Raw genomic sequence first — 15,206 nt, forward strand, 5'->3', positions numbered from 1 at the left:
TTACGCAGAGGTTGCCCGCGCCTGGTCGTTTTGTTCTTTGAATGTTGCCAGCGGCAATTGCAGGGTGAATGTGGCGCCCTTGCCTTCCTCGCTTTCAACGTGAATCCGTCCACCATGCGCTTGCACGATCTGCTCGGATATGTACAACCCCAGCCCCAAGCCCCCGCTGGCTTGCAGGGCAGCGACCCGTTCGAACTGCTGGAAAATGCGCTGCTGGTTGGCCGCGCTTATCCCAATGCCGTGATCCTGAACCTGCACCCAGGCCATCCCCGCTTGCTCGAACACCCGTACCTCCACCGGCTTGCGCTCGCCGTAACGCATTGCATTGGACAACAGGTTGGCCACTACTTGTTCAATCCGGAATTCGTCCCACTCACCCTTCAATGCTTCACAGCGCTGCAGTTCGATGTGGGTGTCCAGCGCCATGGCTTGCGCGGTGAAGTTTTCCACCAACCCACGCACCAGTTGACCGAGATCGAACAGCCTGGGGCGTAGCGACAATTTACCGGTGCGGATGCGTGACACATCAAGCATGTCCTCGACCAACCGGATCAGGCTGTTGATCTGCCGCTCGTCGCGTTCGACCATGGCTTGCAGCTTGTCGGCGCTGAAGGCTTCCAGGTTGCCCCGTGCCAGGTGCATCTTGCGCAACTGGGTTTCCAGGATCAGGCCATTGAGCGGTGTGCGCACCTCATGTGAGACGATCGACATGAAGTCGTCACGCATGCGCACTGCATGCTCAAGCTCACCTCGCGCCACCTGTAACTGGCTGAGCAGCAGTTCCTGCTCCTGGCGGCTGTGCTCCAGGGCTTCCAATTGCCGGCCAAGCACCTTGCGCTGGCGGAACAGGTCAACAAACACCGAGACTTTGCTTTTCACTGCCAGGGTGTCGAGCGGTTTGTGCAGAAAGTCCACGGCCCCGCTCTCGTAGCCTTTGAAGGCATAATTCATCTCGCGGCCCGCCGCGCTGACGAAAACGATCGGGATATTCTTGGTCTTGTCGGTGCCGCGCATCAGCTCGGCAAGTTCGAAACCGTTCATGCCCGGCATCTGCACATCGAGGATGGCCAGCGCGAACTCGTGCTCAAGCAGCAACGACAACGCAGCTTCGGCAGACTGGGCCTGGTGCACTTCGCGGTCTTCGCCCTGGATAAGGGCATCGAGCGCCAGAAGGTTTTCCGGCAGGTCGTCGACGATCAGCAGTTTGGCGATGGTGTGGCTTAGCATGCGCTGTATTCCAAGGTCGCGAGCAGCTGCCCGATACCACTCAGAGTAAGGATATGGTCGGGCTGATGCAGGGCCAGGGCGGCCTCCGGCATCAGGGAGACCTGTGCGTCGCGAGGGTCCTGGACGATCGTGCGGCCCCCGTTGTTCTTGATATAGGAAAGCCCTCTGGCGCCGTCTTCGTTGGCACCGGTGAGCAGCACGCCAAGCAGGCCCTCGCCATAGGCATCGGCCGCCGAGATGAACAGGAAATCGATCGCTGGACGGGAGAAATGCACGGGGTCTTCCTGGCTCAGCGACAGCGTGAGGTCGTGCTCCACCGACAGGTGGTAACCCGGCCCCGCCACGTAGATCCGCCCGCTGCTGATCTGCGCCTTGTCAGCGGCCTCGAATACCGGGCGATGCAAGCGACGCTGCAGCACTTCGGCCAGTTGGCTGTGGCGGTCGTCCGGCAGGTGCAGCACGCAAAGCACAGGTATGGCGAACGCTGGCGGCAGCGCGCCAAGCACCTCGAACAATGCCGCCACACCGCCCGCCGAGGCGCCGATCACCACTGCGCGTACGCCGTTCATGATTTACGGAAGATCCGTTCGGGCTTGACCAGCGGCTCGAAACGATCGCTGTAGGCCGAAAAATCCACCGACTCCTTGCTGCCCAGCACCAGGAAACCCCGATGGCAGAGCGACTCATGGAACAGCCCGAGGGCGCGGTCCTGCAGCTCTTTGTTGAAGTAGATCAGCACATTGCGGCACGACACCAGTTGGGTCTCGGAGAATACGCTGTCGGTGGCCAGGCTGTGGTCGGCGAAGGTCACGTTATCGCGCAGGCTGCTGTCCATGATGGCGTTGCCATAGGCCGCTGTGTAGTACTCGCTAAAGTCACGACGGCCGCCGGCCAGCCGGTAGTTTTCTTCGTACTCGCGCATGCTCTGCATCGAGTAGATCCCCTGCTTGGCCCTGTCCAGCGAATGCGGGTTGATGTCGGTGGCGTAGATGATGGTGCGCTCAAGCAGCCCTTCCTCACGCAACAGGATGGCCATGGAATACACCTCCTCCCCCGTGCTGCAGCCCGCGATCCATACCTTGATCGAAGGCCAGGTACGCAGCAGCGGCACCACTTCGTTGCGCACGGCAAGGAAGTGGTCAGGGTCGCGGAACATCTCGCTGACGGGGATCGTCAGGTACTGCAGCAACTGCATGAACATGCCGGGGTCGTGCAGCACGCGCTCCTGCAGCGCCGACACCGTGAGGCAATCAAACTGGCGCAGCGCATGCAGGATCCGGCGCTTGATCGAGGCGCCGGAATAGTTGCGGAAATCGTAGCTGTACTTGAGATAGATGGCCTCGATCAGCAAGCGGATTTCGATGTCGGTGTTACGTTCGCTAGTCAAATTCGCTCCAGTTGCGGCAGCCATACACGAATCAACGAGAACAAACGGTCCAGGTCAATCGGTTTGGCCAGGTAATCATTGGCGCCGGCCTGCAGGCAACGCTGCTGGTCATCCTTCATGGCCTTGGCGGTCACGGCGATGATCGGGAGTTTGCGCCAGCGCGCTTGCTGGCGGATCAACCGGGTGGCCTCGAAGCCGTCCATTTCAGGCATCATCACGTCCATCAGCACCAGGTCGATGTCATCATGCTGCTCCAGGCGCTCGATGGCCTCGCGGCCGTTACGGCCAATCTCGACGATGGCGCCCTTGTGCTCCAGGGCACTGGTCAGGGCAAAGATATTACGCACATCGTCGTCCACCAGCAGCACCTTGCGCCCCTCGAACACCTTGTCGCGGCTGCGGGCGGTCTTGAGCATGCGCTGGCGTTCGTTGGACAGCTGCGATTCTACCTTGTGCAGGAACAACGTCACTTCATCGAGCAGGCGCTCCGGCGAACGCGCGCCCTTGATGATGATCGACCGCGAGTACTTGAGCAGATCGGCTTCTTCTTCGCGGGTCAGGTTGCGCCCGGTGTACACGATCACCGGCGGGAAGGAACGGATATCCTCGGCGGTCATGCGCTTGAGCAGCTCGTTGCCGAGCATGTCCGGCAGCTTGAGGTCGATGATCATGCAGTCGTAGATGTTCTCGCGCAACAGCGCCAAGGCATCCTGAGCCATGGCCACGGCAGTGATCTCGACGTCGTCGTCGCCAATCAGCCGGGCGATGCTCTCGCGCTGCAGGTCGTCGTCCTCCACCAGCAGGATATGCTTGAGCTTTTGCGTCAGCTTGGCTTCCAGGCGCGCGAAGACTTCCTTGAGCTCCTCACGACTGGTGGGTTTTACCGCATACCCCACCGCCCCCATGTGCATGGCTGCCTCGACGCGGTCTTCCACCGAAATGATGTGCACCGGGATATGGCGGGTGCCGGCCTGCTCCTTGAGCCGCTGCAGCACGGTCAACCCCGAGTGGTCGGGCAGGCGCATGTCCAGCAAGATCGCATCCGGTATGTATTGGGCCGCCAGCTCGAAGCCTTCGTCGGCGCCATGGGCCACCAGGCAGCTGTAGCCCAGTTCGTGCGCAAGGTCGAACAGAATGCGGGCAAAGTTTGGCTCGTCTTCGATCACCAGAATGCAACGGGAATCGAAGGGGGCATGCTCGCGGTCGTCGGCAAAGGTCGGTACCAGGCGCATGGCGGCAGCGGCCACCGGCACTTGAGGTGCTGGCGGCAACGTGTCGACGGCGGGGCGCAGGCTTTGCGGCTCGATGTCTTCAGCATCGGCGGCATAGCGTTCCGGCAAAATCAGGCTGAACACACTGCCTTGGCCTGGGCTGCTCTCGACATTGATCTGGCCACCGAGCAGATGCGCCAGGTCCCGGGAGATCGACAGACCCAGGCCAGTGCCACCATAGCGGCGGTTGCTGGTGCCATCGACCTGGTGGAAGGCGCCAAAGATCGCCTGGTGCTGATCGGCAGCAATACCGATACCGCTGTCACGCACGGCGAACACAATACCGCTGCCAGGCTGGTAACTGACGTTCATGCTGACCTGGCCACGCTCAGTGAACTTGATGGCGTTGGACAGCAGATTCTTGAGGATCTGCTCCAGGCGCTGACGATCCGTGAACAGCGTGGCCGGCACCTGCGGCTCGAGCTTGACGTCGAAGGCCAGGCCTTTGTGGCCGGCAAGCGGCTGGAACATGCCGCGCAAGCCTTCGGCCAGGCGCTCGACCTGGGTGGTCTCGGGGCGCACTTCAAGCTTGCCGGCCTCAACCTTGGCAATGTCGAGAATGTCGTTGATCAGGTTGAGCAGGTCGTTGCCTGCCGAGTAGATGGATTCGGCGAACTTGACTTGCTCCTCGCTGAGGTTGCCCTCACCGTTTTCTGCCAGCAGTTTGGCCAGGATCAACGAGCTGTTGAGCGGCGTGCGCAGCTCATGGGACATGTTGGCGAGGAATTCGGACTTGTACTTGCTCGATCGCTGCAAGTCGTCGGCGCGGGCCTGCAGCTCCAGCTGTGCCCGGCCCAGCTCTTCGTTCTTGCGGTCCAGCGCATCGGTGCGTTCCGACAACTGCTCGTTGGTCTGCTCAAGCTCAGCCTGTTGGGTCTCCAGGTGGGCCTGGGACTCCTTGAGCACCCGTGACTGCTCTTCGAGCTCTTCGTTGGCAGTCTTGAGCTCTTCCTGCTGCACCTGCAGCTCTTCATTCAGCTGCTGGGTTTCGGCCAGCACTTCCTGCAGCCGCTGACGATAACGGGCACTCTCGATCGACATGCCCAGGTTGCCGCCGACCCGTTCCAGCAGCTCTTCATCGCGCTCCTGCAGGGGGCGCAGAAAGCCCAGCTCGATCACCCCGTTGATCTGACCGTCCTCGGTGGCCGGCATCAGCAGCGCACTGCGCGGCAAGCCGTTGCCCAGGCCGGAACTGAGGCGATAGAAGTCTTCCGGCAGGTTGTCCAGGCGCAACAGGCGGCCTTCACGCACGGCCTGAGCCAACAGGCCGTCGTGGTCCAGCCTGATCTGCTCGCGCGCCTGCTCTTCGGCGCCCAGGCCATAACAGGCCACCCGGACCAGGCGGCCATGCTCATCGCGCACATACACGGCGCCCACTACACTGCCCAGATAAGAAGCAAAGAAGCGCAGGATGTTGTCACCAAGCATGGGCAAGGTCAGTTGCCCGAGCACCTGCTGAGCCAGCTGGGTCTGGCCGTTGCGCAACCAAGCCTGCTGCTCCAGGCGCTGAGCCGAGCGTTGCTGGGCCTGAAGGTTCTCATCATAGCTGGTCGACAGCGCCACCAGGTCTCGACGACCCAGGTAAGCCAGCAAGGCGCTGAGGCCAACGATGAACAGCACGAAGGCCGAGATCGCCGTCACAGTGACAGAGCTGACCTTTTCGTTACGGGCCATGCGCAGTTGCTGTTCGGTGCTGATCAGGCCATCGAATTCCTTGCGGATTTCATCGGTGATGCGCTTGCCCCGGCCGTTGCCGATCGAGGCCTGGTAATCGCCCTGGCTACGGCGCAGGTTAATCATCTCGTTGCCGAAGTCGTTCCAGGCCTGCTGCAAAGCAATCAACCGGTCGATACGGTCGACCTGCTGCGGGTTGTCCTCCACCATGCCCCGCAGGCTTTGCAGGCTGCCGAGAATACGTGGCTTGGCCACCTCGTAGGGGTCAAGGAAACGCTCGTCACCGGTGATCAGGAAACCGCGCATGCCGGTTTCCATGTCGATCGACAGCTTGACCGCTTCGTTGGCATTGCCGATGACCCGATCGGTGTGTTCGACCCACTGCATGGCCGAAAGCAGGTAGTTGATCACCGCAACGAAGGCTACGGCCCCCAGCAGGCCCACCCCCAGGGGGAGGCCGATGTTGCGGCTCAACAGCTTGCGAAAGCTTCGCTGGTCTATCGAGGCTGCTTGAATCATGAGAAAACGCCCGAGCAAAAAAAGTCCATTGGAAAGAGTGGCGGATCAACCGTTGTTGTTATCTGCCACTGCGCCGTCCTGATAAGCGAGTCTAACCAGCTTTGACGGGTCTGGCAGGGCATTTAGCCAGTATTTGAAGGCGGTGTGCGCCAATCGTTCCATCTGATTGCAGGGATCGGTATCCTCGGGAACTTCTGTTGTCACTTGGCGCACAGATAAAAGACATTCATTTGTACAGGATCCGAACCATGCATCTTCTTGTAGTCGAAGACGACGACATCGTACGCATGCTGATGGTCGAAGTGCTCGACGAGTTGGGCTACACGGTCATTGAGGCTGAAGACGGCGAAGCCGCCCTGCAGGTGCTCGCAAACCCAAGCCAGCCGCTGGAACTGATGATGACCGATGTGGGTTTGCCGGACATGCGTGGCGATGTGCTGGCAGGCAAAGCGCGCGAGTTGCGGCCACTGCTGCCCGTGCTGTTCGCCAGTGGTTATGCCGACAGCATCAATGTGCCCGAGGGCATGCACCTGATCGGCAAGCCGTTCAGCATCGACCAGTTGCGGGACAAGGTGGTGGCCATTCTGGGTCACCCGTGAAATCGGTGTCGCCTGCTTCGCGGGCTTGCCCACTCGCACAAAGACCGCAGGGTTTCGAACGCTGTGACGGTTTTGTGGGAGCGGGTTGACCCGCGAAGAGGCCGGCACAGGGCACACAACTCACAGCTCCCTGCGCAACAAATAAGTATCCATGATCCACCCCTTACGCCGCCTCTCCTGTTCACGCACTTCCAGTATCCGCGCCTTCACCTCCTGCAACGGCCCGGCAATCAGCACTTCATCCTCGGTACCCAGGCAAGCGCCCCAGTAGATCACCAACCCCGGATCATCGAGCTGAGCAAACGCGCACTGCCCGTCGAGCATCACCACCACGTTGTCGATAGGCCCATGCCCGGCCAGGCGCCGCCCTGGCAGCACGGTCAGCGGCTCGCCGATGCGATTGAGGGGCACCTGATGACGCGCCGCCAGCGCCTGTACACTGCTGATGCCTGGAATGATCTGCAAGCGCAGCGCCACGCCGCGCTCGCGGACCAGATCGAGAATCCGCAGGGTACTGTCGTAAAGGGTCGGCTCGCCCCACAGCAGAAAGGCGCCGGTTTCGCCGTCGCCAATCTCCTGCTCGATCAGTTGGGCATACAGCGCAGCACGCTGCCGGTGCCAGTCCTGCACCGCACCCAGGTAGTCATCTGCCTGGCCATCGCGCAGGGGGTCGGCGACCTGCACCAGGCGATAGCCACCCTCGGGGCGGTAGCGCTGCACAATGGCCTTGCGCAGGCGTACCAGCTCATCCTTGTCGCTGCCCTTGTCGAGCACGAAAAACACGCAGGCGCGGCGCAGTGCATCGACTGCTTCATAAGTGACCTGGCGCGGGTCACCCGCACCGATCCCGATCAACAACAGGTCTTTCATTGCTTTGCCCTTTGCGGGAACCAGCCGCCATTGTCAGGCGGCTACCGGTATTTGGCAAAACGCCCGCTTAGAAAACCGAGAAGTTGTAGCTGACAATCACCCGTGTTTCATCCATGTCACGCGCCCACTTTTCATAATTGCTACGGTAAGTGGAATTACGCAGGCGCACGCTGACATCCTTGAAAGTGCCACTTTGCACCTGGTACTTGAACTCGGTGTCGCGTTCCCATTCCTTGCCTTCGGCCCTGCTGCCCGGCACCTTGATATTGTCGCCATTGATGTAGCGGGTGAAGAAGGTCAGGCCGGGCACACCCAGCGCCTTGAAGTCATAGTCATAACGCACCTGCCAGGAACGCTCCTGAGCGGCGGCGAAATCGTTGACCTGAGCATAGTTGACCAGATACGGGTTGCTGCCATCCAGGTACGGCATGGCGCTGTCGCCATACATCCGCTGCCAGCCGGCACTGATCTTGTGGCCACCCAGGCTGTAGCCGAGCATGCCGCTGAAGGCGCGATGGTCGATTGCACCGGCGCGGGCATTGCCAATGTCATCACTCTTGATCAGGCGCAGGTCGGCCGACAGGCTGCCCAACGCCAACGGCTGGCTGGCCACCAGGCCGAGGAAGTGCTGGCGGTAAATATTTTCCAGCTTGGCCACCTGGTACTGGGCGCTGATTCGCTCGTTGAAGCGGTAGTCGACACCGGCCAGGTCAAAGTGGTCAGCTTCGATATCGCAGGCATAGCGCTTGTTCTTGCAGTGCACGCGGATGTCCTGGCGGTCAGTGGAATCCCGCGCGGTGTATTTGTCCAGGCGGGCCAGGGTGAACTTCAAGTCGCGCACTTCTTCAGAAGTGAGCATGGCGCCATGGAACAGGGTGGGCAGCAAGCGGCCGTCGTTGTATTTGAGCAATGGCACATCAGGCATCATCGAGCCGTATTTGAGCACGCTCTTGGACACCTTGACCTTGGCCGCCAGCCCCATCTTTGCATATTGGTCAACCGAGTGCCGCGGGTCATGACCGGAAGAAGGCAGCAGGCCACTGTTACTGTCTGCCGGACTCGAGTCCAGTTTGAAGCCGAACATGCCCAGCGCATCTACGCCAAAACCGACCGGCCCTTGGGTATAACCCGACTGCACATTAAGGATGAAACCTTGCGCCCATTCTTCCCGCTTGGAAGCGCCTTGGCTGGAACCGCTTTGGCCATCACGAAAATCCCGGTTGAAATAAACATTGCGTGCTTCGACCTTGGCACTGCTGTCTTCAAGAAATCCGGTGGCCTGGGCGTTGACGCCGGCACACAAGAGGAACAGGCCGGCAACACGGCGCCCAGGGGCGAGGGGGAAAGGGGCAAACATGCGAAGACACATCCAGAATCAAAGGCGGGATACACACTGCGGCACGAACTGGCCACGGCACTGCGACAAGGCCGAACAATCAACGGCCATCATCTGAAATGATCGCGCAACGGCGCTGGCGCGCGCCATTGGACCATGGTCTAGACGAACCGCTGGGGAACGGCAAAAAAACCGTGAAATAGCGCGCGCAAAACTAGGAAAGTTCCCGCCTTACTTACAAAAGTTTGCTGTTTACCCAGTCCCGATGAATGTCTACACTCACTATCAGCGAACAGCAGACCCCACCTGCGTGGCTGGCGTTTTATGTAGTTTTAATGTTCGTCACGCCCTGCCACCACCGACGTACAGGAGTGATTACAGTGTCCAGACTTGCAGAGTTTCGTGCTGCCGAAAAAGCGCTCCAGGAGCAGATGGCGCAACTGGAGGCATTGAAAAAGGATGCCGGCCTCAAACGCGAAATCGAATTCGAGCAGAAACTAGTCGGCCTGATGAAAAGCTATGACAAGAGCCTGCGCGATATCATCGCCATCCTTGATCCCAAGGCGGTAGCCAAGACTAGCGGCCCAGCGCCCAAGCAACAGCGCCGCCCACGCGTGGTAAAGGTTTATCAAAACCCGCACACCGGCGAGCGGATCGAGACCAAGGGCGGCAACCACCGCGGCCTCAAGGCCTGGAAAGAACAGTATGGGGGCGCCACGGTGGAAAGTTGGGTACGCTGATGAAACGTCAACGCACACTTCACACTTTTTTCACAAGGGCTGGCTCAATATCGAGACAGCTAAAGGACTAGCGACCCCACGCGCCCGCACATGCGGGCCTCTAATTCCAGCGCCCTGCCCCGTGCAGGGCGCTTTCATTTGCGCAATCGGCGCACTTCCGTATCATGGCCAGCCTGTCTGTTTTGCCGGTGCCCTGCGCCCGGCCCCGTCTCAGGAGTTCCCATGAGCCTGCACGATCTGCACACCCTGCCTGGCGTCACCGCCCAACCGGATGCCGCTACCGCCCACTTCGTCTTCAACCACACCATGTTGCGCGTCAAGGATATCGAGAAGTCGCTGGACTTCTACACCCGGGTACTGGGTTTCCGCGTGGTGGACAAGCGTGACTTCCCTGAAGCCGCCTTCAGCCTGTACTTCCTTGCCCTGGTCGACCCGGCGCAGATTCCCGCTGATGACGCTGCACGCCACCAGTGGATGAAGTCGATCCCTGGCGTACTGGAGCTGACCCACAACCACGGCACCGAAAACGATGCTGAGTTTGCCTACCACAACGGCAATACCGACCCGCGCGGGTTTGGCCACATCTGCATTTCGGTACCGGACGTGCGCGCCGCCTGTGCGCGCTTTGAAGCACTGGATGTGCCGTTCCAGAAACGCCTGCAGGACGGGCGCATGAACCACCTGGCCTTCGTCAAGGACCCGGACGGTTACTGGGTAGAAGTGATCCAGCCGACCGAGCTCAAAGGCTAAGCATTCATCGCTGTTCGCTCGTCGGGCCGGGAACTCCCGGCCCCTTGCTGTGGTATATGAAGGTAACGGCTTCACATGCCACAGCGAGGTAAGGACGATGCAATCTCTTCACTGTGAATACCGCGAGCACACCATCACCGCCAGCGTGATGCCCCACCCCGACTCCCCCCTGCCCTACGCCGCCGGCTGCCTGATTACCGCGCCCGACGGGCACACCAGCAAGCGCATGTCGATGCCGATGAAGTTTTTCTCCGACCTGGAGAACGCGCAGCATGTGTCGCTGGCCCACGGCCGCGCACTGGTCGACCAGCAGCTGGATGACGGGCACAAGCTGTTCTGACCCTTCCAAGGTTTGTACTGGCCCCTTCGCGGCTAAAGCCGCTCCCACAGGTAATCCACAGATTTCAGATGCTTTGCTGTACCTGTGGGAGCGGCTTTAGCCGCGAAGGGGCCAGCACAGGAGTAACTAGCCCTCCCGGGCGTAAGCCACTGCGGCATCCACCTGCGCCCGCGTCGGCCTGATACCCGTGTACAGCACAAACTGCTCCAGCGCTTGCAGCGCAATGACCTCCAGCCCGGTAATCACCGGCTTGCCCAACGCCTGCGCCCGGCGAATCAACGACGTCTGCGCCGGCATCGCCACCACATCGAACACCCGCTCGGCCGCCGCTATGGCATGCTCAGAAAACGCCAGCACCTCTGCCTCCGGCCCGCCAGCCATACCGATCGGCGTCACGTTCACCAGCATCGGCGGGCAGATGTCGCCCAACTCAGCCAGCCAGCGATAACCACACACATCTGCCAGTTGCCGACCGGCCTGCTCGTTGCGCGCAACGATGATGCCTTCGGCAAAGCCTGCATCACGCAGGGCACTGGCCACGGCCTTGGCCATGCCACCACTGCCACGCAGGGCAAAGGCGGTGCCCGGATCGACCTGATGCTGCGCCAACAACTGGCGCACGGCCAGGTAATCGGTGTTGTAGGCCTTCAGGTGGCCACCGGTATTGACCAAGGTATTGACCGACTCGATGGCCGCCGCCGACGGGTCGATTTCATCGACCAGCGCCATACAGGCCTCCTTGTACGGCATGGACACGCCGCAGCCGCGGATACCCAAGGCGCGGATACCCGCCACCGCCGCCGGCAGGTCATCGGTGCGCATGGCCTTGTAGTAAAAGTCCAGGCCCAGCTGCTGGTACAGGTGGTTGTGAAAACGCACGCCAAAGGTGCCGGGGCGTCCGGCCAAGGAGATGCACAGCACGGTATCCCTGCTGGGAGTTGTCGACATAGCCTGCTCCTGTGTCAGAACTGAAACGTTTGTGCAGCGTAACAGAGGCGACCACTGGTCGTCCCTTACACAACCTTTACCGTTCCCCTGTGCTCAGCTGACAGAGACTGGAGTCATATTATCAAGGCCCCCGAACGTGGGCTTTCTCTGCGAGGTGCTCCATGATCCGTCACATTCCCGGAATCGCCCTGCTGGTCGGTGCCTTGGCCATCAGCGGGCCCGCTGCTGCTCACGGTGGCCATGGCGGCGGTGGCTGGTATGGACCGGGCCCGGTCCTGGGTGCGGCAGTGGTCGGCGCCGTGGTCGGGGCAACGGTTTATGGCGGGCGTGACCGTACTGTGTACGTTGAACGCCAGCCGGTCTATTACGGGCCGCCGCCGGTGTACGTGCAACCGCCGCCGCAACCGGTGTACTACCAGCCGTACTACGCACCGGCACCACCGCCCCCGGGCTACCGCACCTACTACGGCCCGCCACCGGTGTATTACGGACCGCCACGCTGGTAATGGTTGATAGAACTAATGACCACTATCGAGGAAGTTGATTTCAAAGTGCCCAGGCTGCTGCGTATGGTAGGGCCATGTTTCACAGGAGGTCCACATGGCCACTATCCAGATCATGTCCGTTGTCGGCAGCGCCGTTCCCACTTCACTGCGTGAACAGGGCCGGCTGGCATGCTGGTACCTGGTGCGCAACGGCGAAGCCGTAAGCGGCCCGATGCCGACCCTTGCTGCGGCGCAGGCCTTGGTTGAACAGTTGCAACCAGGCACCCTGGTCGCCTGACCCGAATTTGTTGTGCGTTGCTCCCTACGCCCTTTATGGCCCGCCGATCTGGCGGGCTTTTTTTTGCCGAAACGCCTGGCCGTTACTGTGTGGGGGGCGCATCGCGAGCAAGCTCGCTCCTACAGTTTTTTCGGGCCAGTGTTTTTTGTAGCCATAGCCAACTGGCTGGTCAGGGCCAGGACTTTACCCTGTAGCCGGCCGACGCTTATCACCAGCTCGTTGCGTTCCCTGGCGAACTGGTCGGCTTTGGCCTCTGCCTCTCTGCGGGCATCGCGCTCAATGTCCAGCAGGTCGGTCAGTCGGCGGATGACTGCAATATCTGCACTGTCCATCGCACGCTCGGTTGCATCCCTGGACAACCACTTGCGCAGCCACAGACCTGCACCCAGTAACACAGTGCCCGTGCCGCTCAGCCAAGTGACTGTGCCCGGGCCGAAGTCGGTCGGATCCATGTGAACCTCATTACAGATGATGATGCCATGAGCCCCGGAGAAAAATGTCTCGCTGGCTTCCCTTGCTGGTGAATTTAATTTAGCCTACAGCTAACTTTGCCACAAGAGAAATTTAGCTATGCGCGCATTTAGCAGCAAGCTAAACACTGGCATGCTTCGCCCTATGGACATCTACGACATTCGCAAGCACAACCTGGTCAAGCTCATCGGCAGCCAGAGAAAGGGATCCTGCGCAGAACGCTGGGGGATGGCGCCTGCGCACCTCAGCCAGATCCTTTCCGACAAGACCGTGAAAAACCTGGGCGATGACGTGGCCCGCCGAATCGAGGGCATCGAAGGTTTGCCTCGGGGTTGGTTCGACGCACTGTCGGCAGGCGACCCTGGACAGCCTTCGGTCGAAGCCGGCGACGGTAAACTTTCGGCAGCCGACCTGGTCAAGCAGATGCTTGCCAGAAGCGGCAGAGGCATCCCTGAAGAAACCCGCCAAAGGTTGCTGGCCGCTGCAGAAGAACCGCAGAATGCCACGCTGCTAAAGCCTGACCGTGTTCGCCCTGGCTTGGTCGGCGACGAAGTGTGGATTGCTCACTACGATGTGCGGGCTGCCATGGGCGGTGGCCAGATCCCTCACGACTACCCCGAGATGTTCACAGACGTCCGCGTCAGCCCCAGCCATCTGCGCGAACTGGGTGTGACGTTCACGGAGCACCATCACCTGAAGATGGTAACGGGCTGGGGCCAGTCGATGGAGCCGACCATCAAGCACCGCGACCCGCTGATCGTCGATGTCAGCATCCGCGAGTTCGTCGGCGATGGCATCTACTTTTTCTCCTGGGGCGACCATATTTACATCAAGCGACTGCAGATTGCTGATGAGGACCATTTCGAGATGATCTCCGACAATTCGCGGCACAAGGACCGCATGATCCGCCGAGAAGAGACCTACATCCAGGCCAGGGTCCTACTGGTGTGGAATGCCCACCTTGTGTAAAACGAAGCCCGCCTCTTAAGGCGGGCGTTTGCTGAGGCTCAAAATGGCGGCGCCTCCTCCATCACCTCCTCGTTGTACTGCTCGACGCTGAAGTCGTCACGTGCTTGCACGCTGGTGCGCGCCCAGCGCACCGTCACGCTCTGGTCATCGTTGAAGGTAAGGTTCAACTCGGGCGTCTCCAGCAGCAGGCCCATCACCTCGTCCCATTCCGCATCACCGTCGGTATCCAGCCGGTGCACAACCACCCAGCGCTGCGTCTGCGCCAGCGGGTGGTTGATCATCGACGACACCCGCAGGCTAAGCCGCTCTACTCCGGTCATTCCCTGGCACTGCCGGGGGGCTGCGTTCACGTGCTTGAACATATTCTCATCCTGATATCTGTATGTTTGTACAGTATTCAGGGAAAGCTTATCTCACCGCCAAATCCACCGTAAACCCCTGCCACCGGAAAATTTCGCCTCCAGGCAATTTTGCCTATAGCGAATTTTATTTAGCCAATGGCTATTGACTTGAATTTAGCCCAAGGCTAATTTCGTTGCGCCAGCCACCGCAAAGCTGCTGGAACGCTTCGTCATTCAGGCCCTTTTCGTCAGGAGTTACCATGACCGTAGACATCAACGATCTCACCATCGCCACCCCGGTGGCGGTCTCCCCAAGCAACCCTGTAGCACTCGAACTCAGCGGTGCTGAAGCGATCGCCCGGTTCCCGAGTGTGGTGAAGGTCCTCAGCGATGGGTCAATCCAGCTTTCAGCCCCCACCAAGGGCGCTTCGAGCAAAAGTACCCACAGGACCCGCTGCGAATGGACAGAAACAGAAGACTGGACACTGGGAAGCGCCCAGGACCACTGGAATCGCCAGACCATGACGCTGACCAAGGTCAACGCGGCGCAAAAGGTGGTGATCGCCCAGATGCACGTGCGCGGGGATGACAGCCCGCCGGTGAAGGTGTTCTGGAACAAAGGCAACATTACCCTGGGGTTTCGGCGGACCTACAACCAGACCGACCCGGTAAACTCGACAGTACTCAAAGGTGTGCCGCTGGGGGGCAGGTTCGACGTGAGCCTCCACACCACGTCTGCAGGCGTGGTCAATGTAACAGCCAAATGCAACGGGGTATCCGGCACGTCCGGCGATCTACAGCTCGACAGCACCTGGTCTTCGCAGCTGTTCGAGTTCCACGGCGGCATCTACAACCAGGTTGACTATACCGACGCAACACCGGCCGACGACGGCTCGGTCTGCATCATCAGCGAACTCTCGCTGATTCATCGCTGAGCGACATTAGCCGGCAAAGCATCCCGATGCCCCGCCCCATCACAGA

General features: G+C 60.4%; 17 protein-coding genes. 8 read left to right on the forward strand and 9 right to left on the reverse strand.

Annotation, left to right across the window (positions count from 1 at the left end):
• From OZ911_RS17335 to OZ911_RS17350, 4 genes are read right to left on the reverse strand one after another with little or no spacing between them, the layout of a single operon-like run.
• A complete protein-coding gene (locus OZ911_RS17335; RefSeq protein ID WP_016487625.1) occupies positions 1 to 1,227 on the reverse strand; it encodes a hybrid sensor histidine kinase/response regulator in 1,227 nt (408 codons plus the stop codon).
• Complete coding sequence (locus tag OZ911_RS17340; protein WP_023048587.1) at positions 1,221 to 1,796, reverse strand: chemotaxis protein CheB; 576 nt, start codon at positions 1,794 to 1,796, stop codon at positions 1,221 to 1,223. The genes OZ911_RS17335 and OZ911_RS17340 overlap by 7 nt, the downstream gene beginning before the upstream one ends.
• A complete protein-coding gene (locus tag OZ911_RS17345) occupies positions 1,793 to 2,614 on the reverse strand; it encodes a CheR family methyltransferase (protein WP_016487627.1) in 822 nt (273 codons plus the stop codon). The genes OZ911_RS17340 and OZ911_RS17345 overlap by 4 nt, the downstream gene beginning before the upstream one ends.
• Entirely contained in the window at positions 2,611 to 6,078 is a 3,468-nt protein-coding gene (locus OZ911_RS17350) for a response regulator (protein WP_023048588.1), read from the reverse strand. Before OZ911_RS17350 ends, OZ911_RS17345 begins: the two co-directional genes overlap by 4 nt.
• Before the next feature lie 248 nt (positions 6,079 to 6,326).
• On the opposite strand from OZ911_RS17350, the gene OZ911_RS17355 reads away from it, so the two are divergent.
• On the forward strand, positions 6,327 to 6,677 hold the full coding sequence (locus OZ911_RS17355; RefSeq protein ID WP_016487629.1) for a response regulator: 351 nt from the start codon (positions 6,327 to 6,329) through the stop codon (positions 6,675 to 6,677).
• A gap of 120 nt (positions 6,678 to 6,797) precedes the next feature.
• On the opposite strand, the gene cobF is transcribed toward OZ911_RS17355, so the two are convergent.
• The gene (cobF, locus tag OZ911_RS17360; protein WP_016487630.1) at positions 6,798 to 7,547 is read right to left on the reverse strand and encodes a precorrin-6A synthase (deacetylating); all 750 of its coding nucleotides are present in this window, start codon (positions 7,545 to 7,547) and stop codon (positions 6,798 to 6,800) included.
• Between the two features lie 67 nt (positions 7,548 to 7,614).
• On the reverse strand, positions 7,615 to 8,904 hold the full coding sequence (locus tag OZ911_RS17365; RefSeq protein WP_016487631.1) for an OprD family porin: 1,290 nt from the start codon (positions 8,902 to 8,904) through the stop codon (positions 7,615 to 7,617).
• Between the two features lie 359 nt (positions 8,905 to 9,263).
• On the opposite strand from OZ911_RS17365, the gene OZ911_RS17370 reads away from it, so the two are divergent.
• From OZ911_RS17370 to OZ911_RS17380, 3 genes are all read left to right on the forward strand, one after another.
• Positions 9,264 to 9,623 (forward strand): histone-like nucleoid-structuring protein, MvaT/MvaU family, encoded by a 360-nt coding sequence (locus tag OZ911_RS17370; RefSeq protein WP_016487632.1) that lies wholly within the window; start codon positions 9,264 to 9,266, stop codon positions 9,621 to 9,623.
• A 222-nt stretch (positions 9,624 to 9,845) separates the two neighbouring features.
• Complete coding sequence (gene gloA / locus OZ911_RS17375; protein ID WP_023048589.1) at positions 9,846 to 10,373, forward strand: lactoylglutathione lyase; 528 nt, start codon at positions 9,846 to 9,848, stop codon at positions 10,371 to 10,373.
• Positions 10,374 to 10,470: 97 nt separating this feature from the next.
• Complete coding sequence (locus OZ911_RS17380) at positions 10,471 to 10,713, forward strand: hypothetical protein (protein ID WP_023048590.1); 243 nt, start codon at positions 10,471 to 10,473, stop codon at positions 10,711 to 10,713.
• Positions 10,714 to 10,839: 126 nt separating this feature from the next.
• Here OZ911_RS17380 and OZ911_RS17385 read toward each other — a convergent pair whose 3' ends face one another.
• The gene (locus tag OZ911_RS17385) at positions 10,840 to 11,661 is read right to left on the reverse strand and encodes a shikimate 5-dehydrogenase (RefSeq protein WP_070086369.1); all 822 of its coding nucleotides are present in this window, start codon (positions 11,659 to 11,661) and stop codon (positions 10,840 to 10,842) included.
• A gap of 161 nt (positions 11,662 to 11,822) precedes the next feature.
• On the opposite strand from OZ911_RS17385, the gene OZ911_RS17390 reads away from it, so the two are divergent.
• Together OZ911_RS17390 and OZ911_RS17395 are read left to right on the forward strand one after the other, a co-directional pair.
• Positions 11,823 to 12,167, forward strand: a complete 345-nt coding sequence (locus OZ911_RS17390; protein ID WP_016487636.1) for a hypothetical protein — start codon at positions 11,823 to 11,825, stop codon at positions 12,165 to 12,167.
• A 94-nt stretch (positions 12,168 to 12,261) separates the two neighbouring features.
• Entirely contained in the window at positions 12,262 to 12,444 is a 183-nt protein-coding gene (locus tag OZ911_RS17395) for a hypothetical protein (protein WP_016487637.1), read from the forward strand.
• A 119-nt stretch (positions 12,445 to 12,563) separates the two neighbouring features.
• Here the strand turns inward: OZ911_RS17395 and OZ911_RS17400 are convergent, their stop codons facing one another.
• On the reverse strand, positions 12,564 to 12,896 hold the full coding sequence (locus tag OZ911_RS17400) for a chemotaxis protein (protein WP_023048806.1): 333 nt from the start codon (positions 12,894 to 12,896) through the stop codon (positions 12,564 to 12,566).
• Positions 12,897 to 13,059: 163 nt separating this feature from the next.
• On the opposite strand from OZ911_RS17400, the gene OZ911_RS17405 reads away from it, so the two are divergent.
• The gene (locus tag OZ911_RS17405) at positions 13,060 to 13,884 is read left to right on the forward strand and encodes a S24 family peptidase (protein WP_023048807.1); all 825 of its coding nucleotides are present in this window, start codon (positions 13,060 to 13,062) and stop codon (positions 13,882 to 13,884) included.
• A gap of 38 nt (positions 13,885 to 13,922) precedes the next feature.
• Here OZ911_RS17405 and OZ911_RS17410 read toward each other — a convergent pair whose 3' ends face one another.
• Positions 13,923 to 14,246: a DUF1654 domain-containing protein gene (locus tag OZ911_RS17410; RefSeq protein WP_016487640.1), complete on the reverse strand. Its 324-nt coding sequence runs from the start codon at positions 14,244 to 14,246 to the stop codon at positions 13,923 to 13,925.
• A 239-nt stretch (positions 14,247 to 14,485) separates the two neighbouring features.
• Here OZ911_RS17410 and OZ911_RS17415 point away from each other — a divergent pair, with 239 nt between their 5' ends.
• A complete protein-coding gene (locus OZ911_RS17415; RefSeq protein WP_023048808.1) occupies positions 14,486 to 15,160 on the forward strand; it encodes a polysaccharide lyase family 7 protein in 675 nt (224 codons plus the stop codon).
• Positions 15,161 to 15,206 lie beyond the last annotated feature (46 nt).

The sequence above is a fragment of the Pseudomonas fortuita genome (assembly GCF_026898135.2).
Lineage (GTDB): Bacteria > Pseudomonadota > Gammaproteobacteria > Pseudomonadales > Pseudomonadaceae > Aquipseudomonas > Aquipseudomonas fortuita.

Excerpts from the sequence above, each read along its gene's own strand:
- OZ911_RS17335 (WP_016487625.1), bottom strand. The coding sequence starts at position 1,227 with ATGCTAAGCCACACCATCGCCAAACTGCTGATCGTCGACGACCTGCCG.
- OZ911_RS17340 (WP_023048587.1), bottom strand. The coding sequence starts at position 1,796 with ATGAACGGCGTACGCGCAGTGGTGATCGGCGCCTCGGCGGGCGGTGTG.
- OZ911_RS17350 (WP_023048588.1), bottom strand. The coding sequence starts at position 6,078 with ATGATTCAAGCAGCCTCGATAGACCAGCGAAGCTTTCGCAAGCTGTTG.
- OZ911_RS17355 (WP_016487629.1), top strand. The coding sequence starts at position 6,327 with ATGCATCTTCTTGTAGTCGAAGACGACGACATCGTACGCATGCTGATG.
- cobF (WP_016487630.1), bottom strand. The coding sequence starts at position 7,547 with ATGAAAGACCTGTTGTTGATCGGGATCGGTGCGGGTGACCCGCGCCAG.
- OZ911_RS17365 (WP_016487631.1), bottom strand. The coding sequence starts at position 8,904 with ATGTTTGCCCCTTTCCCCCTCGCCCCTGGGCGCCGTGTTGCCGGCCTG.
- gloA (WP_023048589.1), top strand. The coding sequence starts at position 9,846 with ATGAGCCTGCACGATCTGCACACCCTGCCTGGCGTCACCGCCCAACCG.
- OZ911_RS17380 (WP_023048590.1), top strand. The coding sequence starts at position 10,471 with ATGCAATCTCTTCACTGTGAATACCGCGAGCACACCATCACCGCCAGC.
- OZ911_RS17385 (WP_070086369.1), bottom strand. The coding sequence starts at position 11,661 with ATGTCGACAACTCCCAGCAGGGATACCGTGCTGTGCATCTCCTTGGCC.
- OZ911_RS17390 (WP_016487636.1), top strand. The coding sequence starts at position 11,823 with ATGATCCGTCACATTCCCGGAATCGCCCTGCTGGTCGGTGCCTTGGCC.
- OZ911_RS17395 (WP_016487637.1), top strand. The coding sequence starts at position 12,262 with ATGGCCACTATCCAGATCATGTCCGTTGTCGGCAGCGCCGTTCCCACT.
- OZ911_RS17400 (WP_023048806.1), bottom strand. The coding sequence starts at position 12,896 with ATGGATCCGACCGACTTCGGCCCGGGCACAGTCACTTGGCTGAGCGGC.
- OZ911_RS17405 (WP_023048807.1), top strand. The coding sequence starts at position 13,060 with ATGGACATCTACGACATTCGCAAGCACAACCTGGTCAAGCTCATCGGC.
- OZ911_RS17410 (WP_016487640.1), bottom strand. The coding sequence starts at position 14,246 with ATGTTCAAGCACGTGAACGCAGCCCCCCGGCAGTGCCAGGGAATGACC.
- OZ911_RS17415 (WP_023048808.1), top strand. The coding sequence starts at position 14,486 with ATGACCGTAGACATCAACGATCTCACCATCGCCACCCCGGTGGCGGTC.